Source organism: Paraburkholderia sp. XV (assembly GCF_020177535.1).
Taxonomy (GTDB): domain Bacteria; phylum Pseudomonadota; class Gammaproteobacteria; order Burkholderiales; family Burkholderiaceae; genus Paraburkholderia; species Paraburkholderia caribensis.
This window is the reverse complement of sequence record NZ_JAGUUD010000012.1, coordinates 49795-74068: the sequence shown is the minus strand read 5'-3', so window position 1 is coordinate 74068 and position 24274 is coordinate 49795. Positions and strand designations below refer to the sequence as shown.

Genomic DNA, 24274 nt, shown 5'->3' with positions numbered 1-24274 from the left:
AGCTTGGTCCTTTTTCATTGGCTTGCTCCCCGTCTCAATACGCGTTGGTATGAATGAAGCCTTTGACGATCGTGGCGCCGATAATCCGCATATCGAGCCAGAACGTCCAATGCCCCAGGTAATACAGGTCATGCGCGACCCGCCGCTCCATCTTTTCGATGCGATCGGTTTCGCCGCGAAAGCCGTTGATTTGCGCCCAGCCTGTGATACCCGGCTTGATCCGGTAACGATGGATGTAGCCGGCCACGACCTTCTGATACAGATCGTCGTGTTCGAGTGCGTGCGGGCGTGGCCCGACCACGGACATGTCGCCGCGCAGCACGTTGAAGAACTGCGGCAGCTCGTCGAGACTCGTGCGGCGCAGGAACGCACCGACCCGGGTGATGCGCGGATCGCCCTTGGTCGCCTGGCTGACCTTGCCGGCTTCCTCGGTGTGCACGCGCATCGAGCGGAACTTGTAGATCTTGAAGACGCGGCCGTCGGCGCCCTTGCGCTTCTGCCGGAAGAACACCGGGCCGGGCGACGACACCTTCACGGCAATCGCAATCGCGATCAGCAGCGGCGCGAGTCCGATGATGGCGGCCGCGGCGAACACGCGGTCGAACAGGTCCTTCTTGAACAGCGCGCGCGACGACAGCGGCGACGCGACGAGGTTGATCGCGGGCACGCCGAGCAGCTCGATCACGCTACTGGTGTCGAACAGCGCGAGGCTGCGCACGTCCGGCATGAAGCGGATGTTCACGAGATCGTTGCGGAACTCGGTGACGAGGCGAAAGATCGTGCGCTCGTCGGTGAGCGATAGCGCGAGCCATAGTTCGTGGACGTCGTTGGCGCGTACGTAGTCGGCGAACGCCGCCTGCGAATCGAAGCACGTCACCCGCGGGTTGGTGAGCGGCGATTCTTCGGGGTGCGTGTTCAGGACGGCCGTGGCGCGAAAGCCCGTGGCCGGCTGCGATTCGACGCGGCGCAGGATCTGGTCGCAATGGCCGCCGCTGCCGACGATCGCCACCTGATGCAGATTCCAGCCGAGGCGCCGCGCACGGGCCAGCACGGCATGCGCGATCAGCCGCCACGCAATCAGCAGGCCGCCCGCCATCGCCGTCCAGTACGCGAACCAGAGGCGCGACACGATGTCGATCCGGTGCAGCGAATACATCAGCGCGAGCGCGCAGCCCTGCACGACGAGCCACGCGAGCGCCACCTGCCCGGCGAGCGCGAGCTTCGAGCGGCCGCGCCAGGACACGTAGACGCCGAACGCCGGGAACATCGCCAGCGCAAAAGCCGCGGAAAAGAGAACGAACGCGTCGTAGAAGCCGCGCTGTGAAAATTCGTCGAAGCGGATCTGCGATGCGACGATGGCGCCTAGAAGAATCAGCGCCACGTCCGCGACCCGCGCGAAAAAGTCCTGTAAGTCCCGCATATCGGTCACCCTGCCATTCGTCGTTCGTTACCTGCTCTCCGGGTGTTGCGTGGGGTGTTGCCCATCACGCCGCCGCGCGCCTAACTGGCGGCGTGAGTCGGGTCCTGCCCCGTGCCCTGACTCTGGTTCTGGACCTGAAGCGGCCCTGCGCCCTGCAACGGCTTCTGGTCTTGCGCCTGTTCGCAGCGGCCGTACGTGTCGTCGAAGCGCACGATGTCGTCCTCGCCGAGATACGAGCCCGACTGCACCTCGATGATTTCGAGCGGCACCTTGCCCGGGTTCTCCAGCCTGTGGCGCACGCCGAGCGGAATGTAGGTCGATTCGTTTTCGCTCAGCAGGAACTGCTCGTCGCCACGCGTGACGAGCGCCGTGCCGCGCACGACGATCCAGTGTTCGGCGCGGTGGTGGTGCAGCTGCAGCGACAGCTTCGCGCCCGGCGTCACGACGATGCGCTTCACCTGGAAGCGGTCGCCGTGATCGATCGAGTCGTAGAAGCCCCACGGGCGGCGCACCTTGCGATGCGCGTCGGCCTCGGGCGCTTTCTGCGCCTTGATGCGCGCGACCAGCCCCTTCACGTCCTGCACGCGCGAACGGTCGGCGACGAGCACGGCGTCCGCCGTTTCGACGACCACCACATTGGTCGTGCCGACACACGCGACGAGCCGTCCGTCCGAGTGCGCATAGCTCGATACCGCGCCTTCGAACATCACGCGGCCGCGCCCGACGTTGCCGTTCTCGTCCTTCGGCTGCGCGGCCCATACGGCGTCCCACGAACCGAGATCGGACCAGCCCGCGTCGAGCGGCACGACCACGCCCGCCGAGGTCCAGCCCACCGTCGCATTCAGGCGTTCCATCACCGCGTAGTCGATCGAATCGGCGGGCGAGCGCGTGAATGCGTCCGCCGCCGGGCGGAACGTGGTGCCGTCCGTGTGCCCTTGCACGAACGACGCGAGACACGCCGCGTGCATGTCGGGCTGCAACGATTGCAGCGTCGCGAGCCACACGCTCGCGCGCACGATGAAGATGCCGCTGTTCCACCAGTACGTGCCTTGCGCGAGGTATTGCTTCGCGAGTTCGGCGGCGGGCTTTTCGACGAAGCCGTCGATCTCGCGCGCCTCGTCATCGAGCTTCCGGCCGACGCGGATATAACCAAAGCCAGTTTCCGGCGCGCGCGGCGGCACGCCGAGCGTCGCGATCGAGCCGCGCTGCGCATGGCGCGCGGCAACTTCCAGCGCGCGCTGCAATGCGGGCACATCGGCGATCGCATGATCGGACGGCATCACGACGAGAATCGCATCGTCGCCGTTCGCACAGGCGAGCGCTGCCGCCAGCGTGAGCGCCGGGGCGGTGTCGCGCCGCGCGGGCTCGACCACGAGACGCGGCGTGCAGGCGTTGCACGTCAGCTGCTCGGCGATCACGAAGCGATGCTCCTCGCCGCACACGACGATGGGCGAATTCGACACGGTCCAGCCAGCCGGGAAGCCTTCCATCCGATGCACGGTGTCCTGCAACAGCGACTCCGAACCGACGACTCCGATCAGCTGCTTCGGAAAGTTTTCACGCGACATCGGCCACAGGCGCGTGCCCGATCCGCCCGCCAGGATCACCGGCACGATCTGCGTGCACGCTGGCAGCGCGCCGGCGGTTGTCGCCGCATTGGTCGGATTGTTCTGGTCGATCAACATATTTGGATTCCTTAATATCTGCCACTTAACGCCTGGCGTGAGGACCTGGAACACACTTCGGATCTTGGCCGGTGGCTAGATGCCGGCCTCGCGCCGGGTCTTCATCCGGTATTCCGTCGGCGAGACTTTCATCCGCTTGCGGAAGATCTTGGCGAGGCGATCGCCGTTACCCATTCCCGTGCGCCGCGCGATCTTGTCGACAGGCAGTTCGGAATCGGTCAACAGGCTGCAGGTAATCGCGAGCCGTGCGTGCAACAGGTAGTCGGACGGCGTGACGCCCACTTCCATCTTGAAGCGACGCAGGAAATTGCGTTCGCTCATCGCGGCCACCTGGGCCGCGTCCGCGATCGAAATCGAGCGCTGACAATTCTCCTGTAACCAGCGCGCCGCGGCGCGCACCTTGTCCGCGGGACTCTTGCCCGTGCTGTCGCCCAACAGCGACATCAGGCTGTCGCCGGCGTCGGGCATCAGGCGTTCGGCGACGTTGCGCGCGACGTCGATGCCCAGATCGCGCTTGATCAGCATCAGCGCGCTCTTCATCGACTCGAGACGATCGTTCGCTTCGCTGCCGTTACGTTCATCGCGTTCTTCGCGCACGTTGTAGCTGCCGAAGTCGCGTTGCTGCTGAATGCCGTTGATGCATGCCGCTTCGAGCAACGAGCGTCCTTCGCCGATCGGACGCACGGTGCTGGTGTTCGCATGCACGCGCCGCAGCCAGGCAATGAGCCGTTCGTCGCGGGCCGCGGTACGCGCACCCTTGCCGCCCGCGACGAACAATGCATCGAAGCCCATGTAATGACGTGCGTCGAGTCCATCCGTCCAGACGCGAATCGACGACGAGCAGGTAATGTTTCCGCCTGCAGCCGAGAGGAAACTCACGTCATACGTCCAGCTGTGACTGGCGGATGAAGACAGTTCGTTAGCAGCGTGAAAAACTTCCGCGACGATGCCTGCGCCAAGAAGAGAACAGCCGTCGAAAAGCAGAATTGCAATGTGGCGTGTAGCGGCTGCATAGTGCGCGCTGCGCTCAGGCGCTCGCACCCAGCCAACCATTGGAGATTCCAGACTTGCATACGCCATGACTCTTCCCCCTTGACCATTCCGGCGTGGAAAGAACTAGATAAATGCATGCGATGTGCAGTGCATCATACGCATTAAAAAAACAATCCCGGCAGCTACTGACTGAAACTGACGATGTATTGGCGTATTCGGTCCGTTGGATGCTAACCGGCTTTCAGCCCGCATTTAACAATCAGATAAACCGATTATTACGGGCCCGTATTCCACTGCTAATTCGCCATTTCATACGACGAACCCCGCTTACGCCCAAAGCACCGCCAGGCTTGACACAAAGCCTTACAAATTGTTGCAATTACATTTTCTTCATACCAATAAAACAGCAATTTTTTCGGTTTTACATTTAACTGCCGCAATACTTACCCGAACGCATACCTGGTTATCCTCATTCCCAGTCAATTGCCAGTTTGCTAATATGAAATGACAGCCTTATTGATATGATGAAATTGCGCGCACAAGGGCACGAATTAGGAATTATAAGAACGGAAATGCCACGCCAAATAATTTCTTCTATTCCTTTTTGAGTGGCGCCATAAATAAATCAATTAATGTTTCAAACGCGAAACATTGGGCCCCAGTGCGAGGCGCAATGGCGCTAACCAGGTGCAGTCAAACCGCGGTTTTGGCGAGCCATTCAGGTTCATTCGGACACGCGCACACCGCCTTCCGGCGTTGCGGCCCTTATGCGGCGTGACTTTGCTGCATTAGTCGAATCTCGCCACGAACAAGCGTCGCGACGACGCAACATTCGCATCGATCCGCCAGTGAAGTTGCGCCCATGCACTAGGAAACGTCCAATTCCTGCTAACTCACCGGTGTAATCTGGGTCGCTCGATATGCGCGTAACCGGTCATCAATACCGTTTGGGGGAAGAATGACTGATGGCGATAACATTATCGGTAAGAGATGCGCATTGGATTTTTCACCGCATCTTTCACGCAATGCTTCGTTCAGCTTGCGAGCGGCCATGCTACTCGTATCCGTTGCGATAGCGAGCGGCTGTGACAATGCATCGGCCGATAACGAACAGGCTCCTGCTAACTGGACGCATTGCGCGGACGAGCGCGGCAGGTGCAGTTTCAGCGGCACGCGCGACGTCCGTTACGGCAGCGAGTCGCACAATACGGTCAAGTCGCTGACGAACGGCACGCCTTGCGACAACGGAATATTCGGCGACCCCGCGCCTGGCGAACTCAAGCAATGCTGGATCGCGGGCGCACCCGATGCAGCCAGCCCTTCCGCTTCCGCCAAAGCCAAAACTGCATCCACCAACGACACGTCCGACGACAACGGATGGCCGATGAAAGCGCCGCCTCGTGCGAACGATTCTCAAGGACTCCGTTGTAACAAATCGTCCGACGTGGCGGCGGCGAACGCACAGGGCGATCTCATCGACGCGGACACACCCGGAAGCGACGGCACGCGCCTCTTTCCGCTCGACCGTTCGTTCCGGATTGTCATCACGACACGCGCGCCGCGCGACGACAAGCTCGCGTGGAAAGTCCGCGACGCATGGGGCACCGTGCAGGCAAGCGGTACGTATGGCGTCGCGCAAGGCGCGCGTCAGGTGACCTTGAATTGCGAGTCTTCGCTAGCGGGATACTTCGCATTGTCGGCATCGCTGGAGACGGCGCATGGGCAATTGGCGGCGCGCGGCACGCGCCCGCTCGGCATCGCGACCTTCGGCGTGCTGCCCGATGTGTCGGCGAGCGTGCCGCCCGTTCATTACGCGCACGCGGACCTGCATCGCTTCGGCGGCCAGGGCGGCGCGTTCGTCGGACCCGGCCAGCGCTGCTGCGACGGCGACGGCTATCGTCCGCTGTATACGCGGCTGGGCCTCACCTGGGTCAACGACAACCGCAACTGGTACAAGGAAGAACCGGATCGCGCGGACACCTTCAATCCCGCCACGCGACAACTCGCGCCGTTCTTCCGCAAAGGCGACCTGCTGCGGCTGATCCAGCTCGATGGCTTTCCTGGTTGGGCAAGTCCCACGGGCAAGCAGACGCATAGCTATCTGCCGAAGTCGACGGACGCGCTGCGCGAATACATGCAGCGCGTCGGTACTGAATCGAGCCGCGTGCGCAGCACGGTCTTTCCGACCCAATCGAGCAACTACTATCAGGTGACATGGGAGCCCGATCCGGCAGGCGGCCTACCCTGGCGCGACACCGATGCGAATTTCGTCCAACTATATAAGTCCGTGCATGAAGGCATTCATGCGACCGACCCGAACGCTGTCGTGATGGGCCCCACGTTTGGATCGGTGGTTGGCAATATCGAATGGCTCAAGCGTCTCGCGCCGCTCGGTCTGCCCAGGTATCTCGACGGAATCGCCATTCACGGCTACTACGATCCGGGCGGCAACAGCCCGTCGCATCCGCCCGAGCGCCTGATGAACGACAGCAATCCGCAACAGGCGCAATACGCGCTGCCGAACGCGATGCGCGCCCTGCGACGCGTGATGACGGAACAGTACAAGCCAGGCGCGAAGCTGTTCGCAACGGAGACGGGGATCAGCTACGACGTCGGCGAAGAGTACGGCCCGCGCTATCCGCCCAACGATGTGCTGTACGCGCAAGGCGCCGTCGTCGCGCGGACGCATCTGATCCTGCTCGGCGAAGGCGCCGACATGACCTACATCTTCTATTCGAACGACTCGCCCGCTGCGACGCCGGGCTACGGCGTGTTCTTCGACCTCGAACATCCGAAGGGCGCCTTCGGTCCGAGCACGGTCAGCCCGAAGCCGGCCGCCTCCGCGATTGTCGCGATGACGCGGCTGATCGACGGCACGGCTACGCTCGGGCCCGTCAAGCGCACGCCCGCAGGCGTCTACGCGTACGCATTTCAACGCCTGAACAACGGCAAGATCGTCACGGCCGCCTGGACGCACGACAACGCCAGGTGGAACAAGTCGACTCACTTCGATCCGACAGCGGGCGTTGCGTGGCGTCTTCAGGTCGATGCGCCGGGCACGGCAGGCAAGGTCACGGTGTTCGACATGATGGGCAATCCGGCGAGCATCCCGTACGAAGATGGTTACGTGTCGCTCGCGCTGACGGAGACGCCCGTGTATGTGGTGTCGTCGAATGCGGCCGTGATGAAGGCCAACGTCACGACGCCTGCGGGTTATGTCGCGCCATGACCATCGTCATCGCCTTGATCGCGCCGTGACGAAAGCGTGCACAAAACGGCGCATAACCCACGCCCACGCGCCCCATTTCACTTTGGCCATACAAGACGGCATTTAGGCGTCAGACGACAGAACCGCGTTTTATTGCTGCGTCTAGACTCTGTGCAATGCTGCAAGCCGCGCGAAATGCGCGCGTCACGTAGCGCAAACCATCGAGGCCATGACGACGGAGCGGTGGAATGACCGGTTTGGGCTGGATCATGGTGATGGTGGTCGCAATGCTGGCGTCCTGGCTGCTGCTTAGCGTGGGCGTCGCCGTTGCCATCGCCCTTCTGTTCGGTACCGCGTCGCGGCTGTTCGCCAGCGATCACGATCAATAGACAGGCAAGCCGGCCGAGCACGCCGGCCGCCCGTCACACGTGCGAAGCGTGTGACGCGGCATCGTGCTGCATGCCGTTTCGCTGCATCCATTAAACAAGACTACATGACGAGAGAGAGACATGGCCGCCACGTGTGCCGATTATCTCGAAGCAGGCGATTTTCTCCAGGTCGTCAAGATGACACCGCTCGTGTCGATCGACCTGATCGTGTCCGACTACGCGGGGCGAGTGCTCGTCGGGCATCGGCGCAATCGCCCGGCGCTCGGCACCTGGTTCGTGCCGGGCGGGCGCATCTGCAAGAACGAAAGGCTCGACGCGGCGTTCACGCGCATCGTCGACGCGGAACTCGGCATCTCCGGCATGGAGCGCGCGGCCGCGCGTTTCGGCGGTCTGTTCGAACACCTTTATAAAGACAATTTCGCGGGCGCGGAGAAGATCACGACGCACTACGTCGTGATCGCGTACTTCCTGACGCTCGAGAACACGGCGTCTGTCGGGCGCTTCGACCAGCACAGCCGCTATATCTGGCTCACGCCCGAAGCGCTGCTCGCGCGCGACGACGTGCACGAAAACACCAAGGCGTATTTCCGCTGAGTCCGCCGGCAACGTTCGCCGGCGGGCCGTGTCTTTTCACCATGAATGCGGCGCGGTAGTTCGCGCCGCCACGCCGCTTGCGCGCGCCGGAATCAGACCCGGCTCAACAGTTCGCCCAGCTCTTCCTGGACGCCCTCGCCGTTCGCGCCGGGTTCGCCTTGCATACGGCCGCGCAAATAGGCATCGAACGCATCTTTCACCTCGGGATGGCGCAACGCGAACTCGACCGTCGCCTTCAGGTAGCCGAGCTTGCTGCCGCAGTCGAAGCGCTTGCCGTGGTACTGGTACCCGAGGGCCTGTTCCGAGCCGAGCAGCGACTGGATGGCATCCGTGAGCTGGATCTCGCCGCCCGCACCGGCTCGCTGGCGGCGCAGGTGATCGAAGATCGCGGGCATCAGCACGTAGCGGCCCACGACGCCGAGATTCGACGGCGCGTCCTCCGGCGCGGGCTTTTCGACGATGCCCGACATCTTGAAGAGCCGATCGTCCCAACGCTTGCCGTCGATCACGCCATACGAGCGCGATTCCTGCTTGCCGATCTCCTCGACACCGACAATCGAGCAGTGATAGTGATTGAACAGGCTCACCATCTGCGACAGAACGGGCGGCTCGCCGTCGAGCAGGTCGTCGGCGAGCATCACGGCGAACGGCTCGTCGCCGACCAGTTTTTCCGCGCACAGCACCGCGTGGCCGAGCCCGAGCGGCTCCGGCTGGCGCACATAGCAGCATTCGACGTGGCTCGGCTTGATGTTCTGCACCAGTTCCAGCAAAGCGAGCTTGCCGCGCGCGAGCAGTTCGCACTCGACCTCGTAGGACTTGTCGAAATGGTCTTCGATTGCGCGCTTGCTGCGCCCCGTGACAAAGATCATCTCGGTGATGCCCGCCGCGATCGCCTCTTCGACCGCGTACTGGATCAGCGGTTTGTCGACGACGGGCAGCATTTCTTTCGGGCTCGCCTTCGTCGCGGGGAGGAATCGGGTGCCGAGTCCGGCCACGGGAAACACCGCCTTGCGTATGCTAAGCATGCTCGCGCCTCTTTTGAGTGGTTTGATAAGCATCGATACGCCAGCGTATTCCGCGAATATCGAGCCGATCTGCCAACTTCTCGGTATTTTCCGACTCAAACCGCCAGTGCTTAAAAACCTGGGCCTATGATGGACCCAAGGCACGCAGACCTTCATTCTTTCGCCGTCCTCGGCACTGGAGACAGACGATGCGATATGAGCACGCGGTGAGTCGATGGATGGATTCAACCTCGTCGAGCGCAGTCGTCAATGTCGGGCACATGGTCAAACGTATCGGCATTCTCGTTTTTGAACGATTTCCGCTGAGCGACGTGTGTCTGCTCGCTGACGCATTCCGACTCGCCAACGAAGCACAGGCCGATCAATCCGGCCCCGAGGGTGCCAGCATCGAACCCTCCTATTCGATCGTCATGCTGTCCGAAATGGGCGGCAGCGTCGTCAGCAGCTGTTCGCTGCGCGTGTGGACGGAGAGCCTCAATGGACCGCTGCTGAACGGCTTCGATACGCTGTTCATCGTCGGCGGCCCGGGCGCGTCGCGCGCGAAGGCGAACGAGCGTCTCATCCGGCGCCTCCGCGCGATCGCGCCGAAAATCCGCGTCGTCAAGGCGCTCGACGAAGGCCTCGGCGTGCTGGCGGCCGCCGATCTCGCTTTCGAGCGGCGCGGCTGGCGCAGCATGTCGGGCCCAACCGACGACTCCGGCCAACCCGTCGCCCCCGTCGTGAACGACACGCAATGGCACATCGAACCCGGCGCCTCGATCGACGTCGACGCGCCCGTGCGTTCGATCGCGGCGGCGCTCACGGTCATCAAACGCGATCACGGCACGCCGATCGCACGGCTCGTGTCCGAGCGCGCGCTGTCGGGCACGTCGCGGCGCCTCGATGCGATTCTCGACGACGACGAAAAAAAGGGCATCACCCGCAAGATCACGACGGCCGCGCACTGGATCCGCGAGAACTACACGCGTCACATTTCCGTGGCGGAAGCCGCCGAAGTCGCGAAGATGAGCGAGCGCAATTTCCTGCGGCGCTTCAAGGCGCAGGTGGGGCTCACGCCGTCGGAATACCTGCTGCGCGCCCGGCTCGACGCGAGCTGCCTGCTGCTGACGGAGACCGACATGTCGATCGACGGGATCGCACGGCGCTGCGGCGTGCGCAGCGGCGACGGACTCGCGAAGATCTTCCGCAAGCGCCTGTCCATTTCTCCGACCGACTATCGCGCGGCACATCGGCACAGCGTGTCGAAGAGCTGATCCCGGCCGCGCGCCGGTCACCATTCCCGTATTTGGGACGATGCGTTGCGCATCAACGCGGGCATGAGCTAATAACAAAAATAACGTTGGTGGCAGCGGCCAGGCGCCCTTAGGATTCGCCCTTTTGCGCGTTTTGCGCCCAGCCGCATGTCCACCGTTCTCGCGCCCGAAACAGGCGTCGCGCAAGCATCTTCCCGCGCGCACAACAAGCCTGTCATCCGTTCCGCCGCCGATGTCTCGGCACTCGTCAACCAGGGCGCCGCCATTGGCAGCGACGCGCGCATCGTCGTCGCGATCGCGCTCGGCGGCGTGTTTCTCGATGCCTACGATCTCGGCGCCCTCGCCTTCGGCCTCAAGGACGTCGCGCGCGAATTCTCGCTGACGCCTGCCGGCACCGGCTTCGTCGCTTCGGCGATCACGTTCGGCGCGATCGTCGGCGCGTTTCTCGGCGGCTTTCTGACCGACCGCATCGGCCGCTATCGCGTGTTCATGGCCGACATGTTCTTCTTCGTGATCGCCGCGCTCGCCTGCGCGTTCGCGCCGAACGCATGGGTGCTCGGCGGTGCGCGTTTCGTGATGGGCCTCGGCGTCGGTATCGACCTGCCCGTTGCGATGGCGTTTCTCGCCGAGTTCTCGCGGCTGCAAGGCAAAGGCAACAAGGCCTCGCGCGTCGCGATGTGGTGCCCCGTCTGGTATGCCGCAATCAGCGTGTCGTATCTGCTCGTGCTGGCGTTCTATGCGACCTTGCCGGAGAGCCATCAGCCGCTGCTATGGCGTCTGATTCTCGGCTTTGGCGCCGTGCCCGCCATTGTCATCATCCTGATCCGCAGCCGCTATATCAGCGAGTCGCCCGTGTGGGCAGCGAATCAGGGCGACCTGAACGGCGCCGCGCAGATTCTCAAGCGCTCGTACGGCATCGATGCGGAAGTCGCGCAAGACGCCGCGGCCAACGCGAAACAGAGCCATGTGCGCACGGCGTCGTGGAGAAACTACGGCACGCTGCTCAAAGGCGTCTATCTGAAGCGCACGGTGCTCGCGACGGTCATCGCGATCGCGTCGTCGTTCGCGTATAACGCGGTCGCGTTCGGCTTGCCGGTGATCATCTCGAGCTTCCTCGCGCAGTCGATGCTCACCACGATCCTCGCGTCGCTCGTGCTCAATCTCGCGTTCGCGTTCGTCGGCGGCATCATCGCGGTGCGCACGGTGCCGAAGTTCGGCGCATGGAACATGACGGTGCTCGGCTATGCGTGCCAGCTGGTCGCGCTGGTCGGTCTGGCCGTCGTCGGCAAGCCGGCGGGCAGCGCGCAGGTTGCCACCGCGATCGCGATGCTCGCGCTGTTCCTGTTCGGCCAAGGGTTCGGTCCGGGCTCGCACAGCATGACGTTCGCTTCGCTGAGCTATCCGACTTCGCTGCGCGGCGTCGGCGTCGGCTTCAATCAGACGCTGATGCGCGCGAGCTCGACCGTCTCGCTGTTCCTGTTCCCCGTGCTCGCCGCCGCGCTGCATACGCGCGTGTTCTGGATCATCGCCGTCGCACCGCTGTGCGGCCTGATTGCGTTGCTCGCAATTCGTTGGGAGCCGTCGGGCTACGACGTAGACGCGGAAGACTTCGCGCCGGCCGCGTCGCTCGGGCAGTAGCGCGCTTCCGACGCCGGGCGGGACAGCGGGAGATTCGCTGTCGTCGTCAGATCGACAAGGGTCTCCGGGCAACCGGAGACCCTTTTTTACATTTGGCGGCGCAAACGTTGAGAAAACGCATCGCGTGTCGTGCGTCGCCAACGCCTTGTTCTGGAGTCCAGATATTTGCATTTATCGAGATGGAAAGACGTGCAATGATCGCGCCGCCATGCCCAAGTGGTGAACGCACATCGACGTCACCTTGCGAGCGGGCATTCGTAAAAGAACGTTTTCATCTCAAGGTCATGGTCAATTTCCTGCTCGATCTGATTTCGAACCTGATCATCCTCGCCGCGCTGCTGACGGCATGTTGCGTGATCAACTGGATGAGGCCCGATGCGAAAGTGGACGGCTATCTGGTGTTCGTGGTGTTCGTCGCGATAGCACTGCTGTTCGATGCGGCGTTGACCTTTCTGGTGTTCGCCGATTCGCAGGCGCGCTATGGCAAGTTCAGCACCATGCAAGCGTTCATTCCGCGCCTTGCCGCGTACGCGACGGCAAGCGGCATCGCCATCGGCCTGTCGCGCATGCGCAGCCGCAAGGCAGCCGGGCGCGCCGGTGCGCACACCGTGATCCGCACGTCGCCTTCCGCCAATTGACGGCGACGGGCGCAGGCCGTTCCCAGCCGGGAATATCTCTTGCTCACGGCCGCGCCATCGCCTATAACAGTCGATGATTGCAAGCGGCGGCAACAGCGCCGCCGTTTCTCGCATATCGGGCAACCTGCCCGCTCAAGCCGTTCGCCGTACGGATAACAACGTCGTGTAGCACAAGCGATGGACGCGGCGTCCGCCCTGCTGGTCCGCCTCGCGTCCACTGCGCAGTCGCACGCACGCAGTCAGTCATACGAACCGACTCAAGCGAGGGAATCGTGGATATCGAAGCCGTACGCGTCTTTCTGATGACCCGAGGCATCGACTTCGGGACCGAGGTACTCGGTGCAATCGTTCTGTGGATCGTCGGGCGATGGGTCATCGGGCTCGTCATCGGCCTGCTGCGCAAGGTGCTCGCGCGCAACAGCAAGGTCGATCCGACGCTCGCGCACTACCTTGGCTCGATCCTCGGTGGGCTTCTGAACCTGATCCTGATCCTCGCGATCTTGCAGGTGTTCGGCGTGCAGACCACCTCGTTCGCCGCGCTGCTCGCGGGCCTCGGTCTCGCGATCGGCACCGCGTGGGGCGGTCTGCTCGCGCATTTCGCGGCGGGCGTCTTCATGCAGGTGCTGCGACCGTTCAAGGTCGGCGATTTCGTGACGGCGGGCGGCGTGACGGGCACGGTTCAGGAACTCGGCCTGTTCGGCACGACGATCATCACGCCCGACAACGTGCTGACCATCGTCGGCAACAACACGATCTTCTCGGGCGTCATCTCGAACTTCAGCGCGCAGCCGGTGCGGCGTGTCGAGCTGACCGCGAAGGTCGCGAACGGCGTCGATCCCATCGATGCAGCGAACCGGTTGCGGGCCGCCATCACGAAGATTCCGAATGTGTCCGAGAGTCCGCCGCCTGATATCGAAGTGCTGTCGTTCACGCCCGAAGGTCCGCTGCTATGCGTGCGGCCTTACACGCACAACGACAACTACTGGCAGGTGTATTTCGACACGAATCGCGCGATCGTCGATACCTTCCGCGAAGCGGGCTATCCGACGCCGGAAACGCCTGTCGTGCGCCGTGTGGCGTCCTAGCGTTGCCGTTGCGATTGATCGGGCTGACCGATCGGGTCTTGTGCGCAGCAGGCATCGCGTGGGGATGCCTGCTGCTCGCCTTCGTCATTGCCCGGTGTTGTTACCGGCCGAGCGCTCCGGCTGACGCTTGCTGCGCATGATCTTCCACAACGCGCCGAGCGCGACGGGCACGATGGCGGCGCCGATGCCGACCAGCACGATCACATTCAGATACTGGCGGATGAACGGAATATTGCCGAAGAAGAAACCGAGCAGCGTCAGAAGCAGAACCCAGAACAGCGCGCCCGCGACGTTGAAGATCTGGAACCGCTTGACGCTCATCTGCGACGCGCCCGCGACGAACGGCGCAAAGGTCCGCACGACGGGAATGAAACGCGCGAGCACGATGGTCTTGCCGCCGTGGCGCTCGTAGAAGTTGTGTGTCTTGCGCAGCGCCTCGCGATCGAGGAACCGTTCGAGCACGGGTATGTGCGACTCGAACACCTTCGGCCCGATTGCTCGGCCAATCATGTAGTTCACCGTGTTGCCGAGTATGGCCGCCACCAGCAGCAGCACGATCAGCAGCTCGATGTTCATTTCGCCCGTCGCGCAGAACGCGCCGCCGATGAACAGCAGCGAGTCGCCCGGCAGGAACGGCAACACGACGAGGCCCGTTTCGCAGAACACGATGAGGAACAGTACCGCGTAGACCCACGCGCCGTACTGATGGATGAAGACTCCCAGAAACTTGTCGATGTGCAGGACAAGATTGACGAATTGCAGCAGCGTGTCCAAAGGTCGTCCTTTTAAAAGCAGATGGCTGGCATGACGGGGACGGCGGCCCGTCTCGGCGGCGCGGTCCCGTATGGCGCGCCTCGTGCAGGTCACGGCAGTGACGAAGCATCCCGAGGCAGGAAATTGACCGCGCCATGATACCGAAAGTGCCATGACGACCTTAAAAAATGTCGTCCGTTGTCTGCGCGTTCAGACGATCTACGACGAATCGCTATAATTTCGCCATGTCCGCAATCCCCGAATCCTCCGAAACGCGTGCCGACGCGCCCGCCGACGCAGATGATGCGCCGGCTCCCGCGTCCAGCCGCGACGCGAGCGCAACCGAAGCCGCCGTCACGCCTCGTCCGCTGCGCGCGATCCAGCCGTTGCCCGACCAGCTGATCAGCCAGATCGCCGCGGGCGAAGTGGTCGAGCGGCCGGCGTCGGTGGTGAAGGAATTGCTCGAAAATGCGCTCGATGCGGGCGCGAAGACGCTGCGCATCCTGCTCGACGAAGGCGGCGTCAAGCGCATCTCGATCACCGACGACGGCTGCGGCATTCCCGAAAGCGAGCTCGCGCTCGCGCTGATGCGTCACGCGACCAGCAAAATCCGCTCGCTCGCCGAGCTCGAAGCCGTCGCGACGCTCGGGTTTCGCGGCGAAGCGCTGGCGTCGATCGCGTCGGTGTCGGATATGCACATCACGAGCCGCACCGAGAGCGATTCGCACGCGACGCGCATCGACGCGCAGACGGGCGCGCTGTCGCCCGCGGCGGGCACGCGCGGCACGACGATCGAAGTGCGCGAGCTGTACTTCAACACGCCCGCGCGCCGCAAATTCCTCAAGAGCGAACAGACCGAGCTGGGACATTGCCTGGAAATGATCCGGCGCGCGGCGCTTGCGCGGCCCGACGTCGCGATTTCGGTGCTGCATAACGGCCGCGCCGTCGAACACTGGAACGCCAGCGATCCCGCCACGCGCGTCGCGAAGATTCTCGGCGAGACGTTCGCGACCGCGCATCTGCCGCTCGACGAATCGGCGGGACCGCTGGCCGTTTACGGCTGCGCCGGTCTGCCGACCGCGAGCCGCGGACGCGCCGACCAACAGTATTTCTTCGTCAACGGCCGCTTCGTGCGCGACAAGCTGCTCACGCACGCCGTGCGCGCCGCCTATGAAGATGTGCTGCACGGCGACCGTTATCCGTCGTATGTGCTGTTCCTCGATCTGCCGCCCGAGGCCGTCGACGTGAACGTGCATCCGTCGAAGATCGAAGTGCGCTTTCGCGATTCGCGTTCGATTCACCAGTTCGTGTTCCATGCCGTGCAGCGCTCGCTTGCGCGGCACGCGGGCGCATCGCCGGAAACGACGTCGGGCGGGCACGCTGCGCGCATCGAGCCGATGCCTTTTCCGACGCCTGCAGCACCGGCAACGTCCGCGACGCCCGGTTCATTTGGCTCGACGCCGCTCGGCGGCGGTTTCCGCGTCAGCGATGGCGGCAGTTCACAGCCGGGCAACACCTGGCTGCGCCAGGCGCGCATGACGCAAGGCACGCTGCCCGTCGCGCAGCCGCTCGCGCTCTACGACGCGTTGTTCGGCCGCAAGGACACGGGCGCGGGCACGCCGCAAGGCACGACTTCTTTCGAACTGCGCGACGCGGCGGATTCCGTCGGGAATGACGGTGCGTCTGCCAGTTTTGCGGGTTTCACGGGTTTGGCGCCTCAGTCGGCCATCGCACCGCAAAGCTTCGACGCGAACGACGAGCAGCCGCTCGGCTTCGCGCTTGGCCAGATCCACGGCATCTACGTGCTTGCGCAGAACGCGCGCGGACTGGTGATCGTCGACATGCACGCGGCGCACGAGCGGATTCTGTACGAGCAGTTCAAGAACGCGCTCGTGGACCGCGCGATCGCCGTGCAGCCTTTGCTGATTCCTGTTTCGATGCCGGCTGACGGGGTCGAGATCGGCGTCGTCGAAGAGGAGCGCGAGACGCTCGATGCACTCGGCTTCGATCTGGCCGTGCTGTCGCCGACGAGCATCGCGATTCGTGCCGTCCCCGCGTTGCTGAAGGATGCCGATTTGCAGGCGCTGGCGCGCGCGGTGCTGTCCGATCTGCACGCGTACGGCGGCTCGCGCGTGCTGACCGAGCGCCAGCATGAGTTGCTCGGCACGCTCGCCTGCCATCACGCGGTGCGCGCGAACCGGCGCCTCACGCTCGACGAAATGAATGCGCTGCTGCGCCAGATGGAAGCGACCGAGCGCGCGGACCAGTGCAATCATGGGCGGCCGACGTGGTATCAGTTGACGCTTGCCGATCTGGACCGGCTGTTCATGCGCGGACAGTGAGCGGGGCCGTTTTGCACTTCCGCTTACGTTTGTCATCACGCCTGCCATCACGCCTTTCATGACGCAGCACGCACCCCAACCGATCGCCTGCCTGCTCGGCCCGACCGCGTCCGGCAAGACGGCGGCCGCCCTGGCGTTCGCGGCGCGCGCGCCTGTCGAGATCATCAGCGTCGATTCGGCGCTGGTGTATCGCGAGATGGATATCGGCACGGCGAAGCCGTCGGCGGAGGAACGCGCCGTCGCACCTCACCATCTGATCGACATCGTCGATCCCGTTGACGCTTACTCAGCCGCCGATTTCCGCGCCGACGCATTGCGTCTTGTCGGCGAGATTGTTGCGCGCGGCAATGTGCCGCTGCTGGTTGGCGGCACGATGCTGTACTACAAGGCGTTGACGCAGGGTCTGAACGACCTGCCCGCCGCCGATCCCGACGTGCGCGCGACGCTCGACGCGGACGCCGCGCGCGACGGGTGGCCGGCGCTGCATGCGCGCCTCGCGGCTGTCGATGCCGTGACGGCTGCGCGCCTCGCTCCGAACGATTCGCAGCGCATCCAGCGCGCACTTGAAGTGTTCATGGTGACGGGGCAGCCGATGTCGGCCTTGCTGGCCGCGCCCGCGCGCGATGATGATGCCGCACGGCTTTATCGATTCGTTCCGATTGCGCTGGAACCGTCTGACCGGAGTGTGTTGCATGCGCGCATTGCGGCGCGGTTCGATGCGATGCTGGCGGGTGGGTTTGTCGATGAGGTGAAGCGGCTGCGCACGCGCGGGGATTTGCATCCCGGGTTGCCTTCCATGCGGTGTGTCGGGTATAGGCAGGCCTGGGAGTATCTCGATGGTGAGACCGATTACGACACCATGCGGGATAAGGGCGTCTTTGCGACGCGGCAGTTGTGTAAGAGGCAGCTTACGTGGCTGCGGGGGATGTCGGAGCGGGTTGTGGTGGATTGTTGTGCTGTTGATGCTACTTTGCTTGCCTTGCAGGCTATTGAGCGAGTCGTTGGCTGAATTTTTTTCGTCTGCGAGGCGGGGGGGTTTGCTTTGGCTTTGCGCTGGCATCCGCTCTACGTTAGCTTGCTTCAGGCGTCGCCCCTGTGCGGGGCGGCACCTACTTTTCTTTGCCGCCGCAAAGAAAAGTAGGCAAAAGAAAGCGGCTCACACCGCCAATTCTTGACGTTTGCCCACGGGCCCCCAACGGCCCTACGCTTCACACGCCAGTACCGTGGCTGGTGCTCGTTGCCAACGCTTCGAATCAACGCCTCACCCGCTTCACGCACCTGCGTTTCAGCACGCCGCGCCAGACAGTCCGCCGCCGCCCAGGTGGCAAACTGTGTGTCGGCTTTCGCGCCATAAGTGCACCACTCCGGACCGATAGCGCACGCGTCCCACCCGGTAGGAGCGCTATCTCATACAACGCGACAACCTACATACAGTTTGCCACCTGGGCGGCATATACCGTCCGCTGCCGCTTGACCGGGTACGGGTATTTGAAGCGGGTGAGGCGTTGATTCAGCGAGTTGGCAACGCGCACGAATAAGGGCGTTGCCGCGTGAAGCGTGGGGACGTTGGGGGCCCGTGGGCAAACGTCAAGCGCTGGCGGTGTGAGCCGCTTTCTTTTGCCTACTTTTCTTTGCGGCGGCAAAGAAAAGTAGGTGCCGCCCCGCACAGGGGCGACGCCTGAAGCACGCTAACGAATCGCGGATGCCAGCGCAAAGCTCCCCAAAAAAGAACCGCACCGCTAGCACAGCAAAACACCGCCCCCGGATGCCAGCGCAAAATCAACCAAGACCTACAACACCCAACCAAAAGCAAAAACAACAAAACAAAAAAGCCGCCCAACACCCGCCGGACGGCTTCATAAACCCTGCCTGGAAGGCAACTCAAACCACTACAGTCTGCGCCTCGCCTTCCTTGCTATCACGCACGACCCCGATCTTCCAGACCTGCTCGCCAGCAGCGGAAAGCAACCCCGTCGCCTTATCCGCGTCAGCGGCAGAAACAATAACCGCCATCCCGATCCCGCAATTGAACACCCGATGCATCTCCGCATCAGCCACCCCGCCATGCTTCTGCAGCCAGGCGAACAGCGGCGGCAGCGGCCACGCACGATGATCCAGCTCGGCCGTCAGGCCTTCCCTGAGCACGCGCGGAATATTCTCCACGAGCCCGCCGCCCGTGATATGCGCCATGCCCTTCACTTCAAGCTGCTGCATCAACGCCAGCAAAGGCTTCACATAAATATGCGTAGGCGCCATCAGCGCATCAGCAAGCGAACGCCCATCGAAATCGGCATTCAGATCCGGCTGGGCGCGCTCAATGACCTTCCGCACCAGCGAAAAACCATTCGAATGAATACCGCTCGACGCAAGGCCCAGCACCACATCGCCCGGCACGATCTTGCTGCCGTCGATGATCTTGCTCTTTTCCACCGCGCCGACCGCAAAACCCGCCAGGTCGTACTCGCCATCCGGATACATGCCCGGCATTTCAGCCGTTTCGCCGCCGATCAACGCGCAACCAGCCAGCTCGCAGCCCTGCGCGATGCCCTTCACGACCGTCGCGGCCGTGCCGACATCCAGCTTGCCGCACGCAAAGTAGTCGAGGAAAAACAGCGGCTCGGCACCCTGCACCAGAATGTCGTTGACGCTCATCGCGACGAGATCCTGGCCAACTGTGTCATGCTTGTTCAGCTGGAACGCCAGCTTCAGCTTCGTGCCGACGCCGTCCGTGCCCGATACGAGCACCGGCTCCTTGTACTTCTTCGGCACCTCGAACAGTGCGCCGAACCCACCAATGCCGCCCAGCACGCCGTCGCGCAGCGTCTTCTTGGCAAAGGGCTTGATCGCGTCGACCAGGGCGTCGCCCGCGTCGATGTCCACGCCCGCGTCGCGATACGACAAACCTTGGGCCGAATCAGGGGAATTCGGGGCGGATTTCGGTTGATTCATGGGGGGAGAGCTCGAAGGTCGGTAAAATGCGATTTTACCCGATGCCGGCCGCACGGCTGGAATTTGAGACGCCGACACGACACCTGGGAAACCCGCTTTGCAGCAAAACAGTCCGATCCTCACGCCGTATCAGCGCCGCGCCTTTATCTGGCTTGCCATTGCGCTCGCCGTCGGCATTCTGCTCTGGCTGTTGAGTCCCGTGCTCACGCCGTTCCTGCTCGGCGCGATCCTCGCGTATATCCTGCAGCCGGGCGTCGCGTGGATGACCCGCCGGCACGTCCCGCGCGGCATCGCCGCACTGCTGATGATCCTGTTCTTCGCCTTGATCGTCACGCTGCTGGGGCTGCTGGTGCTCGGCGTCATCCAGAAGGAAGTGCCGCAACTCAAGCAGCAGGTGCCGTCGTTCTTCTCGCATCTGCATGGCTGGCTGCAGCCCAAGCTGGCGTTGCTGGGCATCATCGATCCGCTCGATTTCGCGAGCATCCGCGACGTGGTGATGGGCCAGCTCGAAGGCAGCGCGCAGACGGTCGTGCTGTATGCGTGGACCTCGATCCGCACCAGCTCGAACGTGATGCTCACGGTGGTCGGCAACGTCGTGATGGTGCCGCTCGTGCTGTTCTATCTGCTGTACGACTGGAATGCGATGCTCGCGCGCCTGCGCGGCTTCGTCCCGCGACGCTTTTTTTCGAAGACCATTCATCTCGCGCGCGACATGGATCACATGCTGTCGCAGTACCTGCGCGGCCAGTTGCTCGTGATGGGCGTGCTCGCTGTGTTCTACGCGGCCGCGCTGTATGTCGCCGGGTTCGAGATCGCGCTGCCCGTCGGCATCTTCACGGGGCTCGCCGTGTTCATTCCGTATATCGGCTTCGCGACAGGCCTCGCGCTCGCGCTCCTCGCCGCCCTGCTGCAATTCGGCGACTGGTACGGGTTCGGCGCCGTCGCGGTGATCTACGGCGTCGGCCAGATACTCGAAAGTTTCTTCCTGACGCCGCGGCTGGTCGGCGAACGGATCGGCCTGCATCCGCTCGCGGTAATCTTCGCGCTGCTTGCGTTCGGCCAGTTGTTCGGCTTTTTCGGCGTGCTGCTCGCGCTGCCCGTCAGCGCGATACTGTCTGTCGCGTTCCGCGAGTTGCGGCAGAGCTATCTGTCCAGTTCGCTTTACAAGAACTGATCGCTTATCGGTTTGCATATCGGTCACTAACGGCTTATTTATTGTGTCGCGCCAATTGACGCTCGATCTCGGCACCCCGCCGCCATCGACATTCGACAACTTCTTCGCCGGCGCCAACGCCGAGCTGATCACGCGCCTGCGCGAGCTGGACGCGGCGCTCTCGGCCGGCCCGGTCGCGGACCGCACGTTCTACGTCTGGGGCGAGACGGGTAGCGGGCGCACGCATCTGCTGGAGGCGCTCGTGCATGAAGCACCGCCGGGCCACGCGCGCTATGCCGGCCCGCAAAGCAGTCTCGCGGCTTTCGCGTTCGACCCCGCCGTCGCGCTGTATGCAATCGACGACTGTGACCGCCTGTCCGGCGCGCAGCAGATCGCGATGTTCAACCTGTTCAACGAAGTGCGCGCCCATCCGACCAGCGCGCTCGTCGCCGCGGGCAACGCCGCGCCGATGGGCCTCGACGTGCGTGAAGACCTGCGCACGCGGCTCGGCTGGGGCCTCGTGTTCCATGTCGCGCCGCTCGCCGACGACGGCAAGGCGGCCGTTCTGAAGCGCGCGGCGCGCGAGCGCGGCATCAATCTCGCCGACGACGTGCCCGCCTACCTGCTGACCCATTTCCGCCGCGACATGCCAAGTCTGATGGCATTGCTCGATGCGCTCGACCGCTTTTCGCTCGAGCAGAAGCGCGCCGTCACGCTGCCGCTTTTGCGCACCATGCTCGCGTCGCCCGACGGCGCCAGCACTGCGAGCGGCACGGTCGACGCGCCTCGTCGCGCGGCTGCCCAGGCCTCATCATCCGCTTCAAGTAAAATAGTCCCCCATGGCTAACCTCGCTCTCTTCGACCTCGATCACACGCTCATCCCCACCGACAGCGACCACGAATGGGGCCGCTTCATGGTGAAACTCGGCATCGTCGAAGCCGAAAGTTTTGCGCGTGAAAACGATCGCTTCTTTGCCGACTACAGGGCCGGCAAGCTCGACATTCATGCCTATCTGGTCGCGATGCTGACGCCGCTGGCGAAATACCCGCGCTCGCAGCTCAAAACGTGGCACGACCAGTACATGCATGAGGTCATCAAACCCGCCATCGTGCCCGCCGCGATGGAACTGGTGCGCAAGCATCGCGACGCGGGCGACCTGTGCTGCATGGTCACCGCGACCAACGAATTCATCACCGCGCCGATCGCCGAAGTGTTCGGCGTCGAGAAGCTGATCGCGTGCGAAGTGGAGACGGTCGACGGTCACCCCGCATCGGACTACACCGGCTACCCGAAAGGCACGCCGAGCTACCGTGAAGGCAAGATCGTGCGGACGGAAGAATGGCTCGCGTCGATCGGTAAAACATGGTCGGACTTCGAACGCAGCTATTTCTACAGCGATTCGCATAACGACATCCCGCTGCTCGAAAAGGTCACCGACCCGATCGCGACCAACCCGGACGACACGCTACGCGCACATGCCGAAAAGCATGGCTGGCGCATCCTCGAACTCTTTCAACCCTCGTGATCAAGAAACTCATTCGCAAGCTGTTCGGACAGGACGCAGAGCCCGCTGACGAAGTCGCGCCGCCCGCAGAAGCAGACGACTACGCCGTCCCGGAAGAGCGCGCGCACTCCAGCCGCGCAGCCCGTACGTCATCGAAAGGCGCAGCATCGTCGAAAGGCGGGACGCGCCGCAAGCCGGCCCCAGCCGCCGTACCCGAGCCGGACGCGCCCGTCATCATCTCGTCGGAGATTCACGGCATCGACCCGTCGCTGATTTCGCGCAACGCGATCCGCGTGACGGAAGGCCTGCAACAGGCGGGCTTTCGCGCGTTCATCGTGGGCGGCGCCGTGCGCGATCTGCTGCTCGGCATCGCGCCGAAGGACTTCGACGTCGCCACGGACGCCACGCCCGAACAGGTGCAAAAGCTGTTCCGCCGCGCACGCATCATCGGGCGGCGCTTTCAGATCGTGCATGTGCAGTTCGGCCAGGAAATCATCGAGACATCGACCTTCCGCGCGCTCGTGGACGCCCCGCCCGCTGACGCCGACGCCCCGCCGCCGCGCCGCCTGAAGCGCGACGAACTGGACCGTCGCACGCATGCCGTCGATGCAAGCGGCCGCGTGCTGCGCGACAACGTCTGGGGCGAGCAGCACGAAGACGCCACGCGCCGCGACTTCACCGTCAACGCGATGTATTACGATCCCGCGACGCAAACCGTGCTCGACTATCACAACGGCATGGCCGATGTGCGCGCACGCCTGCTGCGCATGATCGGCGACCCGGCAACGCGCTATCGCGAAGACCCGGTGCGTATGCTGCGCGTCGTGCGCTTCGCCGCGAAGCTCGATTTCGATATCGACGAAGCCACCCGCGCGCCCATCACCGAACTCGCCGATCTCATCAACAACGTGCCCGCCGCGCGGCTGTTCGACGAGATGCTCAAGCTGCTGCTGTCGGGCCATGCGCTCGCGTGCCTGCAACGTCTGCGCAAGGAAGGGCTGCATCATGGGCTGTTGCCGCTGCTCGACGTCGTGCTCGAACAGCCGCACGGCGAGAAATTCATCACGCTCGCGCTGAACAACACCGACGCGCGCGTACGCGCCGGCAAGCCGGTTTCGCCAGGCTTCCTGTTCGCCACGCTGCTGTGGCACGACATGCAGCAACGCTGGCAGCAGTACGAGGCAAACGGCGAGTTCCCGGTGCCCGCGCTGCATCGCGCGATGGACGACGTGCTCGACATGCAGACCGAGAAGCTCGCCATTCACAAGCGTTTCTCGTCGGACATGCGCGAGATCTGGGGCCTGCAGCATCGACTGGAAAAGCGCTCGGGCCGCAGCGCGCTGAAGTTGCTGGAACACCAAAGATTTAGAGCGGGGTATGATTTCCTCCTGTTGCGCTGCGAATCGGGCGAACTGGATGAGTCGGTCGGTTCGTGGTGGACGGAGTTCATCGAAGGAGACATCGCCGCGCGCGAAGCACTGCTTGCGCAAGGCGGGAAGGACCGGGCGCCCAGAAAACGACGGCGGCGTAGCAGCAACAGCCGAAACCGCAGCAAACAGGGCGACGGAATGGAGGGCGGCACGGCTTCAGGAAACCGCGCAGCAGACGATGCGAGCCACGACGGCCCGCATGACGACTGACGCA

The 24274-nt window shown here is 63.5% G+C and carries 19 protein-coding genes; 13 read left to right on the top strand and 6 right to left on the bottom strand.

Going from position 1 to position 24274, the window contains the following annotated elements; genetic code table 11:
• Positions 1-34 precede the first annotated feature (34 nt).
• The 3 genes from KFO72_RS09445 to KFO72_RS09435 all read right to left on the bottom strand — a co-directional run bounded on the left by KFO72_RS09445 (position 35) and on the right by KFO72_RS09435 (position 4185).
• The gene (locus KFO72_RS09445) at positions 35-1420 is read right to left on the bottom strand and encodes an undecaprenyl-phosphate glucose phosphotransferase (RefSeq protein WP_054928876.1); all 1386 of its coding nucleotides are present in this window, start codon (positions 1418-1420) and stop codon (positions 35-37) included.
• Positions 1421-1500: 80 nt separating this feature from the next.
• Positions 1501-3105, bottom strand: coding sequence for a mannose-1-phosphate guanylyltransferase/mannose-6-phosphate isomerase (locus KFO72_RS09440; RefSeq protein ID WP_225031950.1), 1605 nt, complete (start codon positions 3103-3105; stop codon positions 1501-1503).
• Between the two features lie 75 nt (positions 3106-3180).
• On the bottom strand, positions 3181-4185 hold the full coding sequence (locus KFO72_RS09435; protein WP_054928878.1) for a GlxA family transcriptional regulator: 1005 nt from the start codon (positions 4183-4185) through the stop codon (positions 3181-3183).
• Positions 4186-5149: 964 nt separating this feature from the next.
• Here KFO72_RS09435 and KFO72_RS09430 point away from each other — a divergent pair.
• From KFO72_RS09430 to KFO72_RS09420, 3 genes are all read left to right on the top strand, one after another.
• Positions 5150-7327 (top strand): hypothetical protein, encoded by a 2178-nt coding sequence (locus KFO72_RS09430; RefSeq protein ID WP_225031949.1) that lies wholly within the window; start codon positions 5150-5152, stop codon positions 7325-7327.
• Positions 7328-7554: 227 nt separating this feature from the next.
• Positions 7555-7695 carry a hypothetical protein gene (locus KFO72_RS09425; protein ID WP_167352341.1) on the top strand — a complete coding sequence of 47 codons (141 nt, stop codon included), beginning with the start codon at positions 7555-7557 and terminating at the stop codon, positions 7693-7695.
• A 120-nt stretch (positions 7696-7815) separates the two neighbouring features.
• Complete coding sequence (locus KFO72_RS09420) at positions 7816-8289, top strand: GDP-mannose mannosyl hydrolase (RefSeq protein ID WP_036002891.1); 474 nt, start codon at positions 7816-7818, stop codon at positions 8287-8289.
• Between the two features lie 92 nt (positions 8290-8381).
• Here KFO72_RS09420 and galU read toward each other — a convergent pair whose 3' ends face one another.
• The gene (galU, locus tag KFO72_RS09415; protein WP_225031948.1) at positions 8382-9314 is read right to left on the bottom strand and encodes a UTP--glucose-1-phosphate uridylyltransferase GalU; all 933 of its coding nucleotides are present in this window, start codon (positions 9312-9314) and stop codon (positions 8382-8384) included.
• Positions 9315-9532: 218 nt separating this feature from the next.
• Here galU and KFO72_RS09410 point away from each other — a divergent pair, with 218 nt between their 5' ends.
• The 4 genes from KFO72_RS09410 to KFO72_RS09395 all read left to right on the top strand — a co-directional run bounded on the left by KFO72_RS09410 (position 9533) and on the right by KFO72_RS09395 (position 13928).
• Positions 9533-10567 carry a GlxA family transcriptional regulator gene (locus tag KFO72_RS09410; protein WP_225031947.1) on the top strand — a complete coding sequence of 345 codons (1035 nt, stop codon included), beginning with the start codon at positions 9533-9535 and terminating at the stop codon, positions 10565-10567.
• A gap of 147 nt (positions 10568-10714) precedes the next feature.
• Positions 10715-12205 carry an MFS transporter gene (locus tag KFO72_RS09405; RefSeq protein ID WP_054928883.1) on the top strand — a complete coding sequence of 497 codons (1491 nt, stop codon included), beginning with the start codon at positions 10715-10717 and terminating at the stop codon, positions 12203-12205.
• 284 nt (positions 12206-12489) lie between these two features.
• Positions 12490-12843, top strand: a complete 354-nt coding sequence (locus tag KFO72_RS09400) for a hypothetical protein (RefSeq protein ID WP_060599719.1) — start codon at positions 12490-12492, stop codon at positions 12841-12843.
• Positions 12844-13115: 272 nt separating this feature from the next.
• Complete coding sequence (locus KFO72_RS09395; protein ID WP_054928885.1) at positions 13116-13928, top strand: mechanosensitive ion channel family protein; 813 nt, start codon at positions 13116-13118, stop codon at positions 13926-13928.
• Positions 13929-14012: 84 nt separating this feature from the next.
• Here the strand turns inward: KFO72_RS09395 and KFO72_RS09390 are convergent, their stop codons facing one another.
• Entirely contained in the window at positions 14013-14702 is a 690-nt protein-coding gene (locus KFO72_RS09390) for a DedA family protein (RefSeq protein WP_054928886.1), read from the bottom strand.
• A 224-nt stretch (positions 14703-14926) separates the two neighbouring features.
• On the opposite strand from KFO72_RS09390, the gene mutL reads away from it, so the two are divergent.
• Entirely contained in the window at positions 14927-17023 is a 2097-nt protein-coding gene (gene mutL / locus KFO72_RS09385) for a DNA mismatch repair endonuclease MutL (RefSeq protein WP_225031946.1), read from the top strand.
• 58 nt (positions 17024-17081) lie between these two features.
• Positions 17082-18032 (top strand): tRNA (adenosine(37)-N6)-dimethylallyltransferase MiaA, encoded by a 951-nt coding sequence (gene miaA / locus KFO72_RS09380; protein WP_225031945.1) that lies wholly within the window; start codon positions 17082-17084, stop codon positions 18030-18032.
• 872 nt (positions 18033-18904) lie between these two features.
• On the opposite strand, the gene purM is transcribed toward miaA, so the two are convergent.
• Positions 18905-19972 (bottom strand): phosphoribosylformylglycinamidine cyclo-ligase, encoded by a 1068-nt coding sequence (gene purM / locus KFO72_RS09375; protein ID WP_054928896.1) that lies wholly within the window; start codon positions 19970-19972, stop codon positions 18905-18907.
• Between the two features lie 97 nt (positions 19973-20069).
• Here purM and KFO72_RS09370 point away from each other — a divergent pair, with 97 nt between their 5' ends.
• From KFO72_RS09370 to pcnB, 4 genes are read left to right on the top strand one after another with little or no spacing between them, the layout of a single operon-like run.
• Positions 20070-21146, top strand: a complete 1077-nt coding sequence (locus KFO72_RS09370; RefSeq protein WP_054928897.1) for an AI-2E family transporter — start codon at positions 20070-20072, stop codon at positions 21144-21146.
• 43 nt (positions 21147-21189) lie between these two features.
• Complete coding sequence (gene hda / locus KFO72_RS09365; RefSeq protein ID WP_224102024.1) at positions 21190-21972, top strand: DnaA regulatory inactivator Hda; 783 nt, start codon at positions 21190-21192, stop codon at positions 21970-21972.
• Entirely contained in the window at positions 21965-22651 is a 687-nt protein-coding gene (locus KFO72_RS09360) for an HAD family hydrolase (RefSeq protein ID WP_054928899.1), read from the top strand. The genes hda and KFO72_RS09360 overlap by 8 nt, the downstream gene beginning before the upstream one ends.
• A complete protein-coding gene (gene pcnB, locus KFO72_RS09355; protein ID WP_062915753.1) occupies positions 22648-24270 on the top strand; it encodes a polynucleotide adenylyltransferase PcnB in 1623 nt (540 codons plus the stop codon). Before KFO72_RS09360 ends, pcnB begins: the two co-directional genes overlap by 4 nt.
• Positions 24271-24274: the final 4 nt, after the last annotated feature.

Bases quoted from the DNA above. Each gene is read 5' to 3' on its own strand.
- KFO72_RS09445 (WP_054928876.1), bottom strand. From the start codon at position 1,420: ATGCGGGACTTACAGGACTTTTTCGCGCGGGTCGCGGACGTGGCGCTG.
- KFO72_RS09440 (WP_225031950.1), bottom strand. From the start codon at position 3,105: ATGTTGATCGACCAGAACAATCCGACCAATGCGGCGACAACCGCCGGC.
- KFO72_RS09435 (WP_054928878.1), bottom strand. From the start codon at position 4,185: ATGGCGTATGCAAGTCTGGAATCTCCAATGGTTGGCTGGGTGCGAGCG.
- KFO72_RS09430 (WP_225031949.1), top strand. From the start codon at position 5,150: ATGCTACTCGTATCCGTTGCGATAGCGAGCGGCTGTGACAATGCATCG.
- KFO72_RS09425 (WP_167352341.1), top strand. From the start codon at position 7,555: ATGACCGGTTTGGGCTGGATCATGGTGATGGTGGTCGCAATGCTGGCG.
- KFO72_RS09420 (WP_036002891.1), top strand. From the start codon at position 7,816: ATGGCCGCCACGTGTGCCGATTATCTCGAAGCAGGCGATTTTCTCCAG.
- galU (WP_225031948.1), bottom strand. From the start codon at position 9,314: ATGCTTAGCATACGCAAGGCGGTGTTTCCCGTGGCCGGACTCGGCACC.
- KFO72_RS09410 (WP_225031947.1), top strand. From the start codon at position 9,533: ATGGATTCAACCTCGTCGAGCGCAGTCGTCAATGTCGGGCACATGGTC.
- KFO72_RS09405 (WP_054928883.1), top strand. From the start codon at position 10,715: ATGTCCACCGTTCTCGCGCCCGAAACAGGCGTCGCGCAAGCATCTTCC.
- KFO72_RS09400 (WP_060599719.1), top strand. From the start codon at position 12,490: ATGGTCAATTTCCTGCTCGATCTGATTTCGAACCTGATCATCCTCGCC.
- mutL (WP_225031946.1), top strand. From the start codon at position 14,927: ATGTCCGCAATCCCCGAATCCTCCGAAACGCGTGCCGACGCGCCCGCC.
- miaA (WP_225031945.1), top strand. From the start codon at position 17,082: ATGACGCAGCACGCACCCCAACCGATCGCCTGCCTGCTCGGCCCGACC.
- purM (WP_054928896.1), bottom strand. From the start codon at position 19,972: ATGAATCAACCGAAATCCGCCCCGAATTCCCCTGATTCGGCCCAAGGT.
- KFO72_RS09360 (WP_054928899.1), top strand. From the start codon at position 21,965: ATGGCTAACCTCGCTCTCTTCGACCTCGATCACACGCTCATCCCCACC.